General features: G+C 43.5%; 15 protein-coding genes. 14 read left to right on the top strand and 1 reads right to left on the bottom strand.

The annotated features are described in order from the left end of the window. Positions 1-5: 5 nt before the first annotated feature. The 14 genes from OW491_RS15460 to OW491_RS15395 are packed head-to-tail and all read left to right on the top strand — an operon-like array spanning position 6 to position 17,545. The gene (locus OW491_RS15460; protein WP_075171354.1) at positions 6-1,586 is read left to right on the top strand and encodes an XrtA system polysaccharide chain length determinant; all 1,581 of its coding nucleotides are present in this window, start codon (positions 6-8) and stop codon (positions 1,584-1,586) included. Continuing rightward, positions 1,583-2,542 (top strand): XrtA-associated tyrosine autokinase, encoded by a 960-nt coding sequence (locus tag OW491_RS15455; RefSeq protein ID WP_075171355.1) that lies wholly within the window; start codon positions 1,583-1,585, stop codon positions 2,540-2,542. The genes OW491_RS15460 and OW491_RS15455 overlap by 4 nt, the downstream gene beginning before the upstream one ends. A 12-nt stretch (positions 2,543-2,554) precedes the next feature. After that, positions 2,555-3,973: a TIGR03016 family PEP-CTERM system-associated outer membrane protein gene (locus OW491_RS15450; protein ID WP_178968122.1), complete on the top strand. Its 1,419-nt coding sequence runs from the start codon at positions 2,555-2,557 to the stop codon at positions 3,971-3,973. 14 nt (positions 3,974-3,987) lie between these two features. Further along, positions 3,988-5,127: a UDP-N-acetylglucosamine 2-epimerase (non-hydrolyzing) gene (gene wecB / locus OW491_RS15445; RefSeq protein WP_290036787.1), complete on the top strand. Its 1,140-nt coding sequence runs from the start codon at positions 3,988-3,990 to the stop codon at positions 5,125-5,127. Beyond that, a complete protein-coding gene (locus tag OW491_RS15440; RefSeq protein ID WP_290036786.1) occupies positions 5,127-6,023 on the top strand; it encodes an XrtA system polysaccharide deacetylase in 897 nt (298 codons plus the stop codon). The genes wecB and OW491_RS15440 overlap by 1 nt, the downstream gene beginning before the upstream one ends. 26 nt (positions 6,024-6,049) lie before the next feature. Next, positions 6,050-7,078 (top strand): FemAB family XrtA/PEP-CTERM system-associated protein, encoded by a 1,029-nt coding sequence (locus OW491_RS15435; protein WP_075171359.1) that lies wholly within the window; start codon positions 6,050-6,052, stop codon positions 7,076-7,078. After that, positions 7,078-8,298 (top strand): TIGR03087 family PEP-CTERM/XrtA system glycosyltransferase, encoded by a 1,221-nt coding sequence (locus OW491_RS15430; protein ID WP_290036785.1) that lies wholly within the window; start codon positions 7,078-7,080, stop codon positions 8,296-8,298. The genes OW491_RS15435 and OW491_RS15430 overlap by 1 nt, the downstream gene beginning before the upstream one ends. After that, complete coding sequence (gene xrtA / locus OW491_RS15425; protein WP_178968131.1) at positions 8,295-9,836, top strand: exosortase A; 1,542 nt, start codon at positions 8,295-8,297, stop codon at positions 9,834-9,836. Before OW491_RS15430 ends, xrtA begins: the two co-directional genes overlap by 4 nt. Further along, positions 9,823-11,031 (top strand): TIGR03088 family PEP-CTERM/XrtA system glycosyltransferase, encoded by a 1,209-nt coding sequence (locus OW491_RS15420; RefSeq protein ID WP_290036784.1) that lies wholly within the window; start codon positions 9,823-9,825, stop codon positions 11,029-11,031. The genes xrtA and OW491_RS15420 overlap by 14 nt, the downstream gene beginning before the upstream one ends. A 3-nt stretch (positions 11,032-11,034) precedes the next feature. After that, a complete protein-coding gene (locus OW491_RS15415) occupies positions 11,035-12,936 on the top strand; it encodes an XrtA/PEP-CTERM system amidotransferase (protein WP_290036783.1) in 1,902 nt (633 codons plus the stop codon). A gap of 25 nt (positions 12,937-12,961) precedes the next feature. After that, entirely contained in the window at positions 12,962-14,164 is a 1,203-nt protein-coding gene (locus OW491_RS15410) for a TIGR04063 family PEP-CTERM/XrtA system glycosyltransferase (protein WP_290036781.1), read from the top strand. After that, positions 14,161-15,318, top strand: coding sequence for a glycosyltransferase family 4 protein (locus OW491_RS15405; protein ID WP_290036780.1), 1,158 nt, complete (start codon positions 14,161-14,163; stop codon positions 15,316-15,318). Before OW491_RS15410 ends, OW491_RS15405 begins: the two co-directional genes overlap by 4 nt. Next, positions 15,315-16,580, top strand: coding sequence for a putative O-glycosylation ligase, exosortase A system-associated (locus tag OW491_RS15400; protein WP_178968141.1), 1,266 nt, complete (start codon positions 15,315-15,317; stop codon positions 16,578-16,580). Before OW491_RS15405 ends, OW491_RS15400 begins: the two co-directional genes overlap by 4 nt. Continuing rightward, positions 16,577-17,545, top strand: a complete 969-nt coding sequence (locus tag OW491_RS15395; protein WP_290036779.1) for a polysaccharide deacetylase family protein — start codon at positions 16,577-16,579, stop codon at positions 17,543-17,545. Before OW491_RS15400 ends, OW491_RS15395 begins: the two co-directional genes overlap by 4 nt. A gap of 1 nt (position 17,546) precedes the next feature. Here the strand turns inward: OW491_RS15395 and OW491_RS15390 are convergent, their stop codons facing one another. Beyond that, positions 17,547-18,203 carry a tetratricopeptide repeat protein gene (locus OW491_RS15390; protein WP_075171368.1) on the bottom strand — a complete coding sequence of 219 codons (657 nt, stop codon included), beginning with the start codon at positions 18,201-18,203 and terminating at the stop codon, positions 17,547-17,549. Between the last annotated feature and the right edge of the window lie 10 nt (positions 18,204-18,213).

Here is an 18,213-nt window from a genome sequence, read left to right as displayed (position 1 = left end):
AGTTTATGCGTGAAATAATTTCCCAAATCTCTGAGTATGTTTGGGGTGTATGGCGTTTTCGTTGGATCTCCTTGGCTGCTGTTTGGATGGTAGCCATTGTTGGGTGGGTTGTCGTTGCGTTAACGCCTGAACAGTATCTCGCTTCTGCAAGGGTTCATGTTGATACGAACACCGTCTTGAGACCTTTGCTTAGGGGATTGGCGGTTCAGCCTGATGTAGATGAGCGAATCGCATTGATGAGCAAGACGATGTTAAGTCGTCCAAACCTTGAAAAGCTGATGCGAATGGCTGATTTGGATTTAGCTGTTCGTAATGAAGAACAAAAAGAGAAAGTAATGGACGATTTAAAAAAATCCATTTCTCTTTCGGGTGATAGGCGTAACGCTTCTCTATATACAGTGACGTTTAAAAACGAAGATCGTGAAGTGGCAAAAAAAGTCGTTGAATCTATGTTGACGGTTTTTGTGGAAAGCGCGCTAGGCGATAAGCGTAAAGACAGCTCCGGTGCCCAAGACTTCTTGAATAAACAAATAGCAGATTACGAGCAGCGTTTGACCGAGGCTGAAGCTCGCCTTTCTGATTTTAAGCAGCGTAATTCTGGTTTGCTTCCTTCCGAAATGGATGACTACTACAAGCGCTTAGAGTTTGAGCGCGAGCAGTTAGCATCTGCTGAGTTGCAGTTGAAAGCCGTTAAGAATCGCCGTGATGAACTGCAACGTCAAATAGAAGGTGAAGAACCCGTATTCCTTTCTAGCCAAATAGAGTTTTCTCCTCAGGTTGTAGCTATCGATAAACGAATAACAGCGATGCAGAATAATTTGGATAGCTTGCTGTTGCGTTATACAGACCTGCATCCTTCGGTTATACAGATTAAAGATATGCTGGGTGACTTGGAAAAAGAAAAGTCAGCCGCTATAGCTGCTATTAAACGGTCTGCTCCTGATCAATATGCCAGCTTAAACGATAATCCTGTTTATCAGCAGATGCGTTCAATGTTGTCTGAAACCGAAGCTTCAGAAGCTGAGCTGTCCACTCGGGCGCAAGAATACAAGCTCAGAGTTCAATCGTTGGAAGATAAGATAAACCAGATTCCTTTGCTTGAAAGCGAGCATCAACAGCTGACACGAGATTATGATGTGATTTCTCGTCAGCACCAAACTTTATTAAGCCGCCGTGAGTCAGCAAGAATTTCGGGCAATGTTGAACAAGCGGCTGACGACGTGACATTTAGGATCATTGATCCGCCATTTGCACCGCTTAAACCTAACGAACCAAATAAATTACTAATGAATGTTATTGTGTTGGTTGGGGCTATCGGTACAGGGCTGGGTATTGGCTTATTAATGTCATTACTTAAGCCTGTAGTAAGCACGCGAGCAACTTTGAATAAAATAACAGGCTTCCCAGTGCTTGGTTCTGTTCAACTGATTCGGTCACCTTTGGAACGTAGGCAACAGCTCGTTAACACGATGGTTTTTGCCTGTGTCGCGTTAAGTTTGGTCGTATTATTTGTTGGTATTTCAGTTTTCCAAGGCATGGATATGCAACTGGCTAACTTGGTAACTAAAATGGAAGTTCTGGTATGAGTATCATCGAAAAAGCAGTTAATAAGCTTGAGCGAGCAGTCTCAAAACCAGATGCGAATGGATCGGTGCAAACACCTAAGCCGTCAGTTGCTCGTACGGCACCCGTTGAAACCCCTACTCCTAAACAGGGAGCCGTAAAGGTTCAATCTACTTCGGCTGAGAGCGCTCCGTCTGCGTTTAAAAATTTCGTGGAAATTCCTGTGGCACGTTTGTCTGCTTCAGGGATGGTTAGCCCTGATTCGCCGCGTTCAACTATTGCAGAGGAATACCGGAGCATTAAGCGTCCTTTGCTGATGAACATCAACGGGCAAACGGCCGCGAATGTTAAACACCCTAACTTGATCATGGTGGCTAGTTCGCTATCAGGCGAGGGTAAGACCTTTTCGGCGATTAACCTAGCGATGAGTATCGCGATGGAGCAAGATAAGTCTGTTTTGTTTATTGACGCTGATGTATCCAAAGCCTCGGCCGGTCGTATGTTGGGCATTGATGGACACACCCCAGGCTTAACTGATCTTTTGCTCGATAATAGTGTTCAAGTTAAAGATGTACTTGTGCAAACCAATATATCTAACCTGAGAATTTTGCCAGCAGGTAATGTTCATGAACGAGCGACTGAGTTGCTCGCAAGTGAAAATATGAAGTCGCTGATGCAGGAGCTCGCAGAACGCTATTCGGACCGGGTAGTTGTTTTTGATTCACCGCCTTTATTGTTAACTACTGAAGCGTCTGTTTTGGCCAATTTGATGGGGCAGATTCTATTTGTTGTTGCTGCAGAGCAAACATCTCAAGAAGCTGTTTTGGAGGGTATTAGCAAAATTAACTCCGATGCGGTCGTTGGTATGCTGTTGAACAAAGCTAAACATAAGTCGATTAGTAAATACGGCTACGGATATGGCTACGGATATGGCTATGGTAGCCGTGTTGAGTCAACCTCCCCGGAACCTGCAAGCTAGATAGGTGTTGTTATGAAGGGATTCAAAAAGCAGGTTTCACAGGTGTGTGTTTTAGCGGCAATAATGCCGGCTATGGTTAATGCTGCTAACTGGACGCTTGATAAAGGTGTCTCAGTCAGTGAGGTGTTAACTGATAACGAGAATCTAGAAGAAGATAATACAGATGCGGCGTTGATTACTTCGGTAACCCCCTATTTGACGCTAAAGGGGGAAGGTGCTCGTTTAAAAGCCAACCTTAATACACAGCTTGAGTTTACAACTTCAGATGAAGGGCACTTTAACCCTCGTTTGGGGGCCTCGGCAAATGCCGAGTTAGTCGAGCAAACAGTATTTTTAGATACCAGTGCCAATGTAACCCAGAATACTGTTGATGCATTTCGCTCAAGTGGCATAGACTCGCTAAACGATACAAACAATTCCAATACCACTTATAACTTCCAGATTAGCCCTCATACGCGAAGCCATTTCGCGAATGTTGCCGACCTCAGGACTCGTTACACATTCAATCATCAGTCTAATAGCAGTGATGATGTGAATAGTTCTAAGAGTCATGGTCTCAATGCTAACTTATCCAGTGGAACTGATTTTCACCGGTTTGATTGGAATGTAGCGGCCAGCTATAAAGATACAAGCTCGTCTAGTGATGATTCTTCATCAGATTTAGGCTCTTTAGATGTAACGTTGGGCTACCAGATAAGCCCAAAGTTGCGCGTCAGTGTGACAGCAGGTGAAGAGTGGAATGATTATAGCTCTTCTCGCTCATCTAATGACGGTGATTTGTGGCAGGGAAGTTTGCATTGGACACCAACGCCCAGAACGAGTTTGGATCTTGGTTATGGTGAGCGCTATTTTGGAAGTTGGCCGACCTTGGCCTTTTCGCACCGAAGCCGACATAGCATTTTTTCGGCTAGCTATTCTAAAGAGCTAACTGACAGCGCTACCCAGTTGAGCGAGATTCGCACATATCAAACAGTCAATGCTGATGGGAACCCTGTTAACCCTATAACGGGGGCACCGTTGCCAGTGGTGAGCGAATTGATAAATATACAAGAAGGTTTGTTTATTGATGAGAAGCTCACAGTAGCCTGGTCATTAATTGGTGTGCGAAGTTCTTTAACCTTTTCTGGTTCGCGCTCTAGACAGATATATGAAACGACTCGTCCTGATGAAATTACCACAAATTATTCGGTCAGTTTTAGTCGCAGTTTATCTCCTGTTTTAGACTTTTCAACGAGCTACTATCTACGTGGTCAGACAAGTAATAATGGTCTTGATACTGATACTCAATCCCTCAGTTTTAGCTTGATGCGACAAGTTGTTGATGGCGGAACTTTGGCTTTCTCTTATATGTATTCGCTTCGCGATAGCGATCTGCCTTCTGATGATTACACAGAAAATAGATTGCAATTTGCCTATACATTTCAATTTTAAAGAGGCCGTCCAGAATGGAATCTGTGCAAAAGCAGTACACGGTACTTTGCATCGTTGGTGCACGACCTAATTTTATGAAAATAGCGCCTATCATGAGAGCGATGGCTTCATCATCTGTTATATCGCCAGTGCTATTACACACAGGTCAGCACTACGATGCAGAGATGAAGCATTCTTTTTTTGATCAGTTACATATCCCCGAGCCTGATATTGATCTTGAGGTTGGTTCGGGCAGTCATGCCGAGCAGACGGCTGAGATTATGAAACGATTCGAGCCCGTTTTAGATGAGCTTAGGCCTGCTGCTATTTTAGTCGTTGGCGATGTAAATTCGACTATTGCTTGTGCCTTAGTGGCAGTTAAAAAGTCAATTGCAGTTGTGCATGTTGAAGCAGGCTTGCGTAGTGGTGATAGAGCCATGCCGGAAGAAATTAACCGTGTGTTAACTGATCAAATATCGGATCTACTTTTTACCACAGAGGCCGATGCTATAGAGAATTTAACAGCGGAGGGGATCCCGCCTGAGCGCGTCCATTTTGTCGGCAATGTCATGATAGATACGCTCTTATACAACCGTGAGCGTGCGACGCCTGCAGAGCAAGTATTGAAGTCCATTGGCGATGAAGTCTCTAGCGGGTACGGGTTGTTAACGTTGCACCGCCCCTCTAATGTCGATGATCCCGCTGTGCTTAAAAGGCTTTTGGAAGTGTTGGTTAAATTGAGTAAGCGGCTACCTTTGGTATTTCCTGTCCATCCGCGCACTCGTCAACGAATCACGAATATGGGATTTGATAGTCTACTCGAGAACTCAGCGATTAGTTTGCTTCCTCCATTAGGTTATTTGCAAATGCTAGGTCTGATGAGTGATGCTACCGTAGTACTAACTGATTCAGGTGGTATCCAAGAAGAAACCACCGCTCTGGGGGTTCCTTGTATTACTTTGCGTGAAAATACTGAGCGTCCGATTACATTAACGCAGGGCACTAATGTATTAGCTGGTACTGACGTAGCGGCGATTGAGTCCGCGTTTAATGATGTGCTTGAACACGGTGGTCGTAAAGGCAATGTTCCTGAGCTTTGGGATGGCAATGCGGCGGTACGTATCACGCAGATCATAGAAGCTTTTTTAGAAGAACGAGCAGTAGGGCATAACTGATGGCTTCGCCAATTGTTAATGCAATGTCTGTCGATGTTGAAGATTACTTCCAGGTTTCAGCATTCGAAAACCGTATTAGCCGAAGTGATTGGCATCAACATGAGTCAAGGGTTAGGGCTAATGTCGAAAGGATATTGGATTTATTTGATCAGCATCGTGTGAAAGCCACTTTCTTTACCCTGGGTTGCTTGGCTGAACAGTATCCAGAAATGGTGTTGGATATTGTGAATCAGGGGCATGAATTAGCCAGTCACGGGTGGGATCATCGTCGAGTCACCAGTTTAACGCCCGATGAGTTTCGTCAGGATATCGCACGCAGTAAGTCGCTTTTAGAAGACAGTAGTGCAACGGCAGTAAAAGGTTATCGTGCACCCAGTTACTCAATTGGCGAATCTAATCTTTGGGCTTTAGATGTACTGGCCGATGAAGGTTATCAATACAGCTCAAGTATTGTACCTATTAAGCACGATCATTATGGCATGCCTGGGGCTTCGCGTTTTTCGCATAGAGTAGCCGGCGGGCGATTGCTGGAAATTCCTATTACTACGACTTCTCTAATGAATCGCAATATTAATTGCGGAGGCGGAGGGTGGTTCCGATTATTTCCTTATGCGTTCTCGAAATGGGCGTTATCTAAAGTCAATACTCAGGAAGAGCAGCCCTGTATTTTTTATTTTCACCCTTGGGAAATAGATCCGGCTCAACCTGTTATTGATAATGTGTCGGCACGAACACGTTTTCGCCATTATTTAAACTTAAATCGTATGTATGGGCGTTTGGATTCACTGTTAAATGATTTTGAATGGGGACGTATGGATGAGGTTTTCTTAGGTGCGAGTGTACTAGAGCCCACAACGGACCCCTCATTAGCGCCTAAAACAGAAGTAATCTATTAATTTCAGACCATGCTAAGGGATTAGACATGTCATTACAGATCAAAACATTAGATGACGCTACAACCGAGCAATGGGATCTTTTTGTTGATCAACATGACTCCAGTACCTTCTTCCACCGAGCGGGTTGGAAAAAAGTAATGGAGAAAGCTTTTGGACATCCTTGCTATTTTATCTACGCAGAAAGCGATGGGGATATAGTGGGCATTCTGCCGCTGGTGCATGTCAAGAGTTTACTGTTCGGTAATAGCTTAATTTCAGTACCTCTGTGCGTTTATGGTGGTGTTGTAGCGAATAACGATGAGGCACAGCAAGCGTTGCTGCAATATGCATGCGACCTTGCTGAGCAGTTTAAGGTTGATGCATTGGAGCTGAGAAGTATTGAGCCGACAGGTGCGGGTTGGCCCTCTAAATCTCTTTATTATACGTTCCGTAAAACCATTGTGGCGGATCACGATGCCAACATGAAAGCCATTCCTCGTAAGCGCCGCGCTATGATTCGTGGTGGCATAGCTGCCGGCTTAGTCGGGGAGCATGATCAAGGGTGTGAGCGTTTTTACCGAGCGTACTCAGAGAGTGTTCGAAACCTAGGGACGCCTGTTTTTTCCTTAAAGTATTTTAAGGTCTTGCGTGAAGTGTTTGGCGATGATTGTCGAGTGCTTATGATTACGCATGAGGGTAAAGATGTTGCGTCTCTTATGAGCTTTTACTTTAAAAACCAAGTGCTGCCCTATTATGCGGGCAGTTTTGATACCGCTAAGCACCTAAAAGCGCATGATTTTATGTATTGGGAATTAATGCGTATTAGTGCAGATGAGGGCATAGAGTTATTTGATTTCGGTCGTAGTAAAGAAAACACTGGGCCTTTTCTCTTCAAGAAAGGTTGGGGCTTTGAACCTGAGCAACTTCATTACGAATATCATTTAGTTAAGGCCGATAAGGTCCCAGAGCTAAACCCTACGAATCCAAAATATAAAATGTTCATCGAAATGTGGAAACGGCTGCCTTTGCCTGTTGCCAATACATTGGGGCCTATGTTGTCTAAGAGTTTAGGTTAATGAAGCCGCCATTACTTTTGTTGTGCCATCGTATTCCATTTCCTCCGAATAAAGGGGATAAAATACGCACATATCATTTGTTGAAGTATCTGGTTTCTCACTATGAAGTCCACTTGGGGGCGTTCATAGATGATCCTGATGACTGGCAGTATGTAACTGAGGTTGAATCGTTATGTGCTACGGCTCATTTCGTGAGCTTGGAACCTAAGCGCTCCACACTTTTTTCCGCTATAGGTCTGTTAACCGGAGAGGCTTTGAGCTTACCTTATTATCGTAGCCGCTCGTTAACGTCCTGGGTTAAAAGTACACTCGCGCAATATTCGATCGATAAAGCTATGGCTGTGTCGTCGCCTATGGCTCAGTTTTTGTCATCATCATCGCTTCATCTAACAACTAAAGTAATCGATCTTGTTGATATCGACTCTGATAAATGGGCGCAATATGCGCAGATGAAGCCTTGGCCCTTGAGTTGGGTGTATCAGCGAGAGGCAGTTAAGCTTTTTGCTTACGAACAGCGTATAGCTCAAACATTTGATGTTAGTTTCTTTGTATCCAGTGCGGAAGCCCAACTGTTTATCGAAAAAGCACCTATCACTGAAACTGCAGTGAGTTATTACAATAACGGCGTTGATAGCCACTACTTTTCACCGCATCAAGTAGAGAGAAACCCTTACCCTGAAAGTGTGCCAGTGCTTGTTTTTACTGGTGCTATGGACTACTGGCCTAATGTCGATGCTGTGGAATGGTTTGTAACCGATGTTTTTCCATTAATCAGAAAAAAGCATCCCCGTATTGAGTTTTATATCGTTGGTGGTAAACCGACGGATGCGGTTGTGCGCTTGCAGAAAGTGGACGGCGTGAAAGTAACGGGGCGAGTAGCTGATGTACGCCCCTATATCAAGTTTGCAACAGCGGTTGTCGCTCCTATGCGGGTTGCTAGGGGAGTTCAAAATAAAGTGCTTGAGGCAATGGCTATGGAAAAGCACGTTATAGTGACGGAAAAGGGGCTTGAGGGTATCAATGCAGAAAACGGTTATGAAGTTTTAGTCGCTGATACCGCTCAAGATTTTAGTCGTTGTATTGATCTTGTGATGGCCAAAGCATTACAGGATATGGGAATCCAAGCTCGGCAGCGTGTAACGGAAGATTTTAATTGGGCAAATACTCTGCCTGTTATACGTCAGTATCTCGATCAAACGGCGGAGCTAATCCCATCATGAAGACCTGGAAGTTACATGGCGCGCTGGTATTAGCGTTTAGCATTGCATTAGTCCTTGCGTTGTATCCAACTTTTTTATCAATGGTTAATATTTGGATGCGTTCTGAAACGTTTACGCATGCCTTTTTAATAGCGCCTATTTCTCTATGGTTGGTGTGGGAAAAACGTGAAGCCATGTTGACCTATGTGCCCTCCTATAGTGTGTTAGGGCTTATTGCCCTATTTGGTAGTGGCTTCTTATGGCTGCTAGGAATGGCTGTGGATGCGGCTGTTGTGCAGCAGTTTGCGGCTGTCTTAATGCTGATTAGTGTTATATGGAGCATTCTAGGTAATCAGCTAGCTTGGTTTTTAGCGTTTCCGTTATGTTTTTTGCTGTTTATGGTGCCTATGGGGGAAGACCTTGTTCCTCCAATGATGGATTTTACCGCTAATTTCACGGTGGACATGGTTCGCTTAAGCGGGATTCCAGTTTATAGGGAAGGCCTATTTTTTATGTTACCAACGGGCAATTGGTCCGTGGTGGAGGCCTGTAGTGGGATTCGTTACCTCATAGCATCCATTACTTTGGGTTGCCTCTATGCTTATGTCACGTATACGAAGCTATGGAAGCGCGCCATTTTTATAGCGTTGTCTATCATCGTTCCTATTATTGCGAACGGTCTGCGTGCTTATATGATCGTTATGCTAGGCCACTTGAGTGATATGACAGTCGCCACAGGCGTTGATCACCTAGTGTATGGCTGGCTGTTTTTTGGTGTGGTCATCTTTATTTTGATTCGCTTGGGGGCCATTTTCAAAGACCCTGAAGTCGATAATTTAGGGTTACGTGCAGCCCCTATAGTTAATGGCGAAAGTGATACATTAGCTGTTAACCGGACACCGCTTACGCATGTTATTTTCATTGGTTGCCTGATTGTTGGTTTGAGTATTTGGCCACTAGCTCGACAACAAATGAACAACCAAGCTTATCCAGAAATGGTTGATGCATTAGAACTGCCTGACTTTGAAGGAAAAGCCTCTGTTGCTCCATTATGGAGCTGGCAACCGGTTGCTCGTGAGGCAGATCAGGTGGTTGGTTTTATTGAGGATGGTCCTCAACAGTCAGCGATTTATATCGATTTTTATCCCGTCCCAGGTTATGCGGAGATGATTAATTCGTTAAATACAATGATTGACCCTGATTCCGACGAATGGCATATCGTATCAGTGGGTACGGAGCACTTAGCAGCTTTGGATATTTCCGTTACTTCTTATCGAATTAAATCATCAAAACAAGAATTGCTGGTATGGAGTTGGTATCAGGTGGCTGGAGCTCATAACAGCGCTAATAAATATATAGTCAAGCTATTAGAAGGCGGGCATCGTTTGTTGGGTGACCGTCAAGATAGTGCCCGGATCACCTATGCTATGAGTGTTGATCCCGCTTCTCAGGCGCCTGAGTTACAGAAATCCCAGCTGCAAACTCTCATTCAAGAAACCTTTCCTCAGGTTCAGGCCTCAATGGATAACGTTGCGCAGAGAGTTTATGAAGACCTCTAAATATATTGACAAGCCTTTGGTTATGCATGTGCTGCATACATTAGGTACAGGTGGAATGGAAAACGGTTTAGTCAATATTTTAAACAGAATGCCTTCGGACCGGTATCGACATATGATTGTATGTCTTAGCCATGCAACTGACTTCTCTCAACGAATAGAGTCAGATGATATCGCCATTGTGGAGCTTCATAAAAAAGAAGGTAATGATTTGTCCATTTACTGGAAGTTGCTCCGCTTGTTTTGGGCGTATCGGCCTGCCATTGTCCATTCACGTAATTTAGCGGCGCTAGATATTCACGTGTTAAAAGTACTAGCCCCTTCTTTTAGATCAGTTCACGGTGAGCACGGCCGAGATATCTATGATTTGGAAGGGAAAAACAAAAAGTACAATGCATTGCGTTCAGTGATGAAGCATTTTATTAGTCAATATATTGCCGTGAGTAAGGACTTAGAGCAGTGGCTCGTTAGCACTATTAATGTCCCACCCCGTAAGGTTTCTCAAATATATAATGGCGTAAATCATCAGCAGTTCATACCACTAACAGCGCATGAAAAGCAGTTGGCGTTATCTTCTTTCTTTTCTGATGATGAAGCTAAGCAACCTTTTACCCCGCGTTTTATTATCGGAACTGTTGGACGATTAGCCGCTGTTAAAGATCAGAAGACTTTAATTAAAAGCTTCGGGTTGTTTTTAAAAGCGCTGCCACAAGAACAGCAAGCGAAAACGAACCTATTAATGGTAGGGGACGGGCCTTTATACCAAGAATTAAACGATGAGATAACGCGTTTAGGTCTTAGTGAGCATGTGCTTATGTTAGGGGATAGAAGTGATGTGGCTCGCTTGTTACCGCTAATGGATGTATTTGTTTTGAGCTCGTTAGCAGAAGGCATTTCGAATACCATATTAGAGGCTATGGCGAGCCAGTTACCCATTGTTGCTACTGAAACAGGTGGCAACCCTGAACTTGTCTCTGATCAAGAAAATGGCTTTCTATTTAGGGTGGGTGACCATCAGCAGCTGGCAGATATATTAATGGAGTTATGGCGTGACCCTGACAAGCGACATAATATGGCTGAGGCTAGCCTAAATAAAGTAAGACGCGAGTTTGATTGGTATAAAACAGTCGCAAACTATGTTGCTGTTTATGATAGTTTGGTTGCAACTAAAACGGAAAATGCAGTAAAGGGAAGTTAGTCGATGTGTGGTGTAGTTGGTCTGTTTGACCTTAATGGGCAAACTCATTTTGATGAGTCCGTTGTTCAAGCCATGAATGAATCCCAGTTTCATCGAGGTCCTGATGCGGGTGGAGTGCACCTTGAGCAGGGAGTGGCGTTTGGGCATCGTCGGTTAGCTATTATTGATCTATCGGGTGGTGCGCAACCACTATTTAACGAAGACCATTCGGTCGTAGTGACCTATAACGGCGAAATATACAATTTTGAAGCACTATCGCAAGAGTTAAAAGATAAAGGGCATATTTTCCGAACACACTCTGACACAGAAGTGATTGTCCATGCTTGGGAAGAGTGGGGCGAGTCATGTGTTAACCGTTTTCGTGGCATGTTTGTGTTTGCAATTTGGGATCGAAACCAACAAACATTATTTATTGCTAGGGATCGTCTCGGGATAAAGCCTCTCTTTTATGGTGTACTGCATGACGGTAATGTGGCCTTTAGTTCAGAGCTTAAAGCGCTAAAGACACTGGCTAACTTGCCCCGTGAAATCGAGCCAACTGCCATCGAAGACTACTTTACCTTTGGTTATATCCCTGAGCCTAAGACTATCTATCAAGGTGTTTATAAACTTCGTCCGGGTCATACGTTAACTTTTAAAGTAGGGCAGCCGCTACCTGAGCAAAAAGAATATTGGGATATACCATTTGCTCCCGTACAAGACATTAGCGAAGATGAGGCACGGCAGCGATTACTAGCTTTGTTGAGCGAAGCGGTAGATTTACGCATGATAGCAGAGGTACCTTTGGGCGCATTTTTATCCGGTGGCGTCGATTCCAGTGCGGTAGTGGCGATGATGTCGAAGTTGCAAGATAAGCCGGTTAATACTTGTGCTATTGGATTTGATGTTAAGCAATTTGATGAAACCCATTATGCGGATAAAGTCGCTGAGCTTTTCAAAACCAATCATTATAAAGATGTTGTAGACAGCGATACTTTTACACTGGTTGATACATTAGCAACCTTGTATGACGAGCCATATGCTGACAGTTCAGCCATCCCAACCTATAAAGTCTGCGAATTGGCTCGCAAGCGTGTAACCGTTGCTTTATCCGGTGATGGTGGAGATGAGAACTTTGCAGGTTACCGCCGTTATAAATGGCATATGAATGAAGAGGCGTTACGTCAGAAAATACCACTCAGTATCCGTAAGCCTGTATTTGGTCTATTAGGTCGTCTTTATCCAAAGGCCGATTGGGCGCCACGTGTTTTTCGGGCTAAAACAACCTTTCAAAGTTTGGCTCGTTCATCGGTTGAAGCGTATTTGCATACAGTTTCGTTGTTGAATGATGAGCAGCGAGATGAATTGTTCAGTGACAAGCTCAAAGACTGGTTAGGTGATTATAAATCTATTCAGGTGTTTGATGAATACGTCAAAAAATCACCAACACAAGACCCTTTATCGCTTATCCAGTATTTGGATATGAAGACATATTTGGTGGGCGATATTCTTACCAAGGTGGATAGGGCAAGTATGGCTCATGCTCTTGAGGTACGTGTTCCTTTGTTGGATCACAAATTCATTGAGTGGGCCTCTTCACTACCAGCAGATATGAAGCTTAAGCGTCAAGAAGGTAAATATATACTTAAAAAATCTTTAGAGCCTGTGTTGCCGCATGATGTGCTTTATCGCGATAAAATGGGCTTTGGAGTACCGCTTGCCAAGTGGTTTAGAGGACCATTGAAAGAGAAAGTTGAAGCAAGCTTGTTAGGCTATACGATTCGCCATAGCGGGTTATTTAATATGGCTTATATCGAGCGTGTTTTATCGCAACATCAATCTGGTATGCGAGATCATAGCGTTGTTATCTGGACGTTGTTAATGTTCAATGCATTCTTGATGAATGAAATGGCAACTGCCCACTAAGTTAAGAGAATCAGGAAGGAATCTGGTGAAAGTATTACATATTCTGGATCATTCAATCCCATTACACAGTGGGTACACGTTTCGAACACGTTCAATTTTGAAGCAGCAGCGTGCCAATGGGTGGGAGACTGCCCAGATCACGTCGGGCAAGCAAGGCGACGTAGCTACATTAAAAGAGGAAGTGGAAGAGTTCACCTTTTACCGCACTCCGGTTGGCAGTAAGTGGTATTCGTCCTTACCTTTGCTCAATCAATTGGCAATTATTAACGAAATGGCTGACCGCTTGTCTGAGGTGATCGAGGAAACACGACCCGATATATTACATGCACACTCCCCTGCATTAACGGGTGCAGCAGCCTTAAAAGTAAAGAAAAAATTTAATCTACCTCTCGTGTATGAATGTCGTGGGTTCTGGGAAGATGCGGCTGTTGATCATGGGACGTGTAAAGAGAACGATCTTCGTTACAAATTGACGCGTGCTTTAGAGACGCATGTCTTTAAAAAAGCAGATGCCGTTACGACAATTTGTGAAGGTTTGCGTGCTGATATACAAGCCCGTGGTTTGCCTAAGGGAAAGATCACTATTATCCCTAACGCTGTGGATATTGACCGTTTCCCCGTTATTGAGCATAAAAATGAGCAGTTATTAAATGAGCTGGGTTTGCAAGGGAAGCGAGTCCTCGGGTTTATCGGTTCTTTCTATGCCTATGAAGGCTTACTTTTCTTAGTGGATGCATTTGCTGAGGTTGTTAAAAAAGACCCTCAAGCACGTTTGTTATTAGTGGGTGGTGGGCCAGAAGATGAGGCTATAAAAGCGCGCGTTAAAGAGCTTGCTTTAGATGAAGTTGTAATATTAACAGGTCGAGTTCCTCACGCGCAGGTTAGCGATTACTACAGCTTGGTCGACTTGTTCGTTTATCCACGAGAAAAGATGCGCTTAACTGACTTGGTTACCCCGTTGAAGCCACTTGAAGCGATGGCGCAGGGCAAGCTAGTTGTAGCGTCTGATGTTGGTGGCCACAAAGAACTGATCACGGACGGCTATAATGGTCTGCTTTATCAATCGGGTAGCCAGGCGTCACTTATTGCCGTGCTCGAGAAAATGCTAGAAGAAAGCGATCAATGGGCTACCTACCGTGCTAATGGTCGTAAGTATGTTGAAACGGTGCGTAACTGGGAGGCAAGTGTCGCGAATTACAAAGATGTGTATGAGCGCCTATTGCGATGAACTCTTTACTTGTATTAACGACGCTATATCCTAATTCAGTAAAGCCTCGACATGGAATATTCATTGAAACACGGTTGAAGAAACTTATCGGTTCAGGGCTTTGCCAAGCGGACGTTATAGCTCCCGTTCCATGGTTTCCGTTTAAATTAAAAGGCTTTACTCGTTATTCAGATTTTCAAAAGATCCCATCTTTTGAAGTGCATAATGGCGTCAATGTGTATCATCCGCGTTACCTCGTTATACCCAAAATCGGCATGTATATAACGCCTTTTTTCCTAGCATTCGCTTTTTGTAAGACTGCTCGCAAGCTCGACAAAAAGTATAATCTTATTGATGCTCATTATTTATATCCCGATGGTGTATCAGCGGCACTGGTAAGTGCTTTTTTAAAATTGCCCTTCGTTATGTCAGCTAGAGGAACAGATCTTAACCTAATACCTAATTACACGATTGCTCGAAAAATGATTTTGTGGGCGGCTAAACGTTGCAAAAAGGTGATTACGGTTTCCTCCGCATTGAAAGCAAGAGGAGAAGCTATTGGGATAGCGTCGGATAAAATGGTTGTGATCAGGAATGGAGTCGACACATCGATTTTTAATCCAGATCAAGACACTTCAGATCCATGGTTTAAGATGCCGTACAAGCATGTATTAAGCGTGGGTAACCTCACTGAATTAAAAGGACATGATTTAGTAGTGAGAGCTGTTGCTCAACTGCCCAGTCATGCGCTGACAATTGTTGGTGATGGCGAAGAGAGAAGCAACCTTGAGAGTTTGATTGGTGAGCTAGGTGTAAGTGGACGGGTAAGAATAATACCGCCTGTTAACCAAACGTCTTTAGCGGCCTTATATGCCTCTTCGGATGTACTCGTTCTGGCGTCATCGCGAGAGGGGTGGCCCAATGTGATTTTAGAGGCGCTTGCTTGCAATACCCAGGTGCTCGCAACCAATGTGGGCGGAGTCAAAGAGATTATAGATAACGATGGTCATGGCTATTTAATTAAAAGCCGCTCAACAGACGCTATTGTCGAAAGCCTTAAAAAGGTAGAGGCTAATCACACTGAGTCGATGCGTAGTTATGTTTCAGAATTCGCTTGGGATCACGTTGTCGAAAAACAAAATAGACTATACCAAGAAGTGGCAAAACAATTATGAGAGACATATTTGTTACATTAATTGTATTCGGTAGTTTGCCATTTATATTGAAAAGACCTTATGTCGGAATTCTGATGTGGGCTTGGATCAGTTATATGAACCCCCATCGGCTAACTTATGGCTTTGCATACACTATGCCGTTTGCACAAGTGATTGCTATCTTTATTGTGCTCGCATTTTTGTTTAATAAGGACAAACAGAAAATCCCTGTTGATGGGACTGTGGTGGTTTGGGCGCTTTTTTTGGTTTGGATGAGCATTACCACAGTGTTCGCTATCTATCCTGATTATGCACTGGTTTCATATATAAAAGTGATGAAAATTCAGTTGCTTACCTTCTTTACTATTATCTTCTTAACGAGTTTTAAGAAAGTAGAATATCTAATTTGGGTTATCGTGCTGTCGATAGGCTATTACAGTATCAAGGGAGGGATTTTTACCTTAGTTACTGGTGGTGGTTTTCGGGTCTGGGGTCCGCCGGGCACCTTTATTTACGAAAATAACAGCTTAGCCCTGGCTACTTTGATGGTTATTCCGCTCATGTACTATCTGTACTCGGTCGAGACCAAAAAATGGTTGAAGTATGGGCTAGGTAGTGCGGTGTTTTTGAGCCTAGTGTCTGCTTTAGGGTCGCAATCCCGTGGCGCATTGTTAGCTGCAGTAGCTGTATTAGGCTTTTTTTGGCTCAAAACGAAAGGGAAATTAATTTCTGGTATCGCCATTCTTTTGGTAGCCGGTGTTGGTTGGCAAGTGATGCCGCAAGCCTGGCATGATCGTATGAGTACTATCAGTAATTATCAAGAAGATAGATCTGCGATGGGGCGAATTAATGCGTGGACATACAGCATTAATATTGCCAATGATAAGTTGCTTGGAGGCGGGTTTGACTCCTGGGGGAAGGACACATTTAGTATCTATTCACCACAGGCTGACTTTGTTGCTGTTGCTCACAGCATTTATTTTAATGTGCTAGCAGATCATGGGTGGATTGGTTTATTTCTCTTTTTAGGTATTTTGTACGCGTCATGGAGAAACTTATCCACCGTCATTCGCTTAAGTGAGCCTGACAGTCGATTAAATTTATTGTCACGTATGCTTCAAGTCAGTTTCGTTGCCTACTTGACGGGGGGCGCTTTCTTGAGTTTATCCTACTTTGATTTACCGTGGCATTTGATTGCTATTACTTTGTTGCTTAAAAAAGAGCTTAACACTCCGCAAGCTGTAGCTGTTAATCAGCAACAAACAACTAGGCAGGGGCTATGAGAGAGCTAATAGAAAAGTGTTTAGTGAGTTCAATTCGGCTCATCCAGCCCTCAAGTAGGCAAGCGTCATTGTATATTTTGATTTATCACAGTGTATTTGAACAACGCGATTTTATGCGGCCTAATGAGCCAACCCGTGATGAATTTAGAGATCAAATGCAGTTGATTAAAAAGTACTTTAATCCTGTATCACTACCCAAAGCGATAGATATGTTAGCAAACGGGGAATTACCAGCTAACTCGATAGCTGTAACTTTTGACGATGGCTATATGAACAATTTCACCGTTGCTAAGCCTGTTTTAGATGAGCTAGGCATCCCCGCTACTTTTTATGTAAGCACTGCTTTTTCTAATGGCGCTATGATGTGGAATGATCGCGTCATTGAAACCTTTAGAGCACTGGATTCTATCGATTTATCCAGTATTGGACTGGGTGTTGTCCATACAGAAGGAGCTGATCAGAAAAGATCGGAAGCGGAGAAGGTGATTCAACGAATCAAGCATAAAGATTATCATGATCGGGAAGCGATTGTACGTTCAATAGAAGAGCAATGTAGCCGACCTCAACCATCCTTGATGATGTCGCCCCGTGAAATTAAGGCACTGCATGATGCGGGTTACGAAGTAGCAGGCCATACTGTGACACACCCTATTTTAAGTGTGTTGGACGATCAGGCAGCTAGAGAGGAGATTTTACAGGGTAAGTTAGCTTTAGAGTCTATTATTGGCCATGAGGTTGTCGGGTTTGCTTACCCAAATGGAAGAAAAGCATCCGATTATACGGATCGAGATGTAGCTTTAGTGACAGACTTGGGTTTTAAATATGCAGTCACTACACACTGGGGTTGTAACAGAGAAAGAACAAACCCATATGAATTAATGCGCTTTACGCCATGGGATAGAAAGCCTTTACGGTTTTTGATGCGCTTGCTAATGACTGATAAGTATTACACGGCTTTTGAGTAAGTTAGTAGTTATCAATCCTTCGTTGTAATCCTTTTAGTACAAAACCTTTTGCGTAAACCTTTTTAGCGAAGCCTTTAGCCTGTTCCAAATTTCCTAGCTCTAAAGCTAGCAAGCCGTAGTTATACATAGCTTGTAGGTTATTTGGATTGATTTTAAGGGCTTTTTTGTACATTTCTTCTGCATCAACAAGTTTATTGACTTTATGCAAGTATAACCCGTACAACATCATACTCATGTCATCTTTGGGTGCGAAGTTGATTGCGCGTAGAAAATAGCACTCAGGTTGCTTAATGCCTTTGTTATTACTATATGGACCATTTTTCATACGATAGTTTATTACCGTATTTAGTGCGCGGTGATGGTTGGGGAAAGCTTTTAACGTATAGTGTATGTCACCTAGCATGTTGCCTTTTTGTTTAGCGCCTTTAATTAATAGCTCTACGTTAGAGTTAAAGTGGGCTGCTTGAACGAGCGATAGTTCAGTCTCGTGAAGGTAGGCTTTTGTATAATCGAAAGGTCCTAGATTAGGAGTGACACCTCGACAAGGGCTGCCACTTAAGTCATAACCCACCCAAGGTGCTTTATTGGCATAGGCATGTTGAGATAAAAAAGCTAGAGTAGAAATAAGCGTGATCGATTTTAAAATATGGAATTTCATATTAAGCTCC

Source organism: Neptunomonas sp. CHC150, assembly GCF_030397555.1.
In the GTDB taxonomy this organism is placed as follows: domain Bacteria; phylum Pseudomonadota; class Gammaproteobacteria; order Pseudomonadales; family Balneatricaceae; genus Neptunomonas; species Neptunomonas phycophila.
Note: the sequence above shows the minus strand (reverse complement) of the source record. Positions and strands in the feature narration are given on the sequence as shown.

Bases quoted from the DNA above. Each gene is read 5' to 3' on its own strand.
- OW491_RS15460 (WP_075171354.1), top strand. From the start codon at position 6: ATGCGTGAAATAATTTCCCAAATCTCTGAGTATGTTTGGGGTGTATGG.
- OW491_RS15455 (WP_075171355.1), top strand. From the start codon at position 1,583: ATGAGTATCATCGAAAAAGCAGTTAATAAGCTTGAGCGAGCAGTCTCA.
- OW491_RS15450 (WP_178968122.1), top strand. From the start codon at position 2,555: ATGAAGGGATTCAAAAAGCAGGTTTCACAGGTGTGTGTTTTAGCGGCA.
- wecB (WP_290036787.1), top strand. From the start codon at position 3,988: ATGGAATCTGTGCAAAAGCAGTACACGGTACTTTGCATCGTTGGTGCA.
- OW491_RS15440 (WP_290036786.1), top strand. From the start codon at position 5,127: ATGGCTTCGCCAATTGTTAATGCAATGTCTGTCGATGTTGAAGATTAC.
- OW491_RS15435 (WP_075171359.1), top strand. From the start codon at position 6,050: ATGTCATTACAGATCAAAACATTAGATGACGCTACAACCGAGCAATGG.
- OW491_RS15430 (WP_290036785.1), top strand. From the start codon at position 7,078: ATGAAGCCGCCATTACTTTTGTTGTGCCATCGTATTCCATTTCCTCCG.
- xrtA (WP_178968131.1), top strand. From the start codon at position 8,295: ATGAAGACCTGGAAGTTACATGGCGCGCTGGTATTAGCGTTTAGCATT.
- OW491_RS15420 (WP_290036784.1), top strand. From the start codon at position 9,823: ATGAAGACCTCTAAATATATTGACAAGCCTTTGGTTATGCATGTGCTG.
- OW491_RS15415 (WP_290036783.1), top strand. From the start codon at position 11,035: ATGTGTGGTGTAGTTGGTCTGTTTGACCTTAATGGGCAAACTCATTTT.
- OW491_RS15405 (WP_290036780.1), top strand. From the start codon at position 14,161: ATGAACTCTTTACTTGTATTAACGACGCTATATCCTAATTCAGTAAAG.
- OW491_RS15400 (WP_178968141.1), top strand. From the start codon at position 15,315: ATGAGAGACATATTTGTTACATTAATTGTATTCGGTAGTTTGCCATTT.
- OW491_RS15395 (WP_290036779.1), top strand. From the start codon at position 16,577: ATGAGAGAGCTAATAGAAAAGTGTTTAGTGAGTTCAATTCGGCTCATC.
- OW491_RS15390 (WP_075171368.1), bottom strand. From the start codon at position 18,203: ATGAAATTCCATATTTTAAAATCGATCACGCTTATTTCTACTCTAGCT.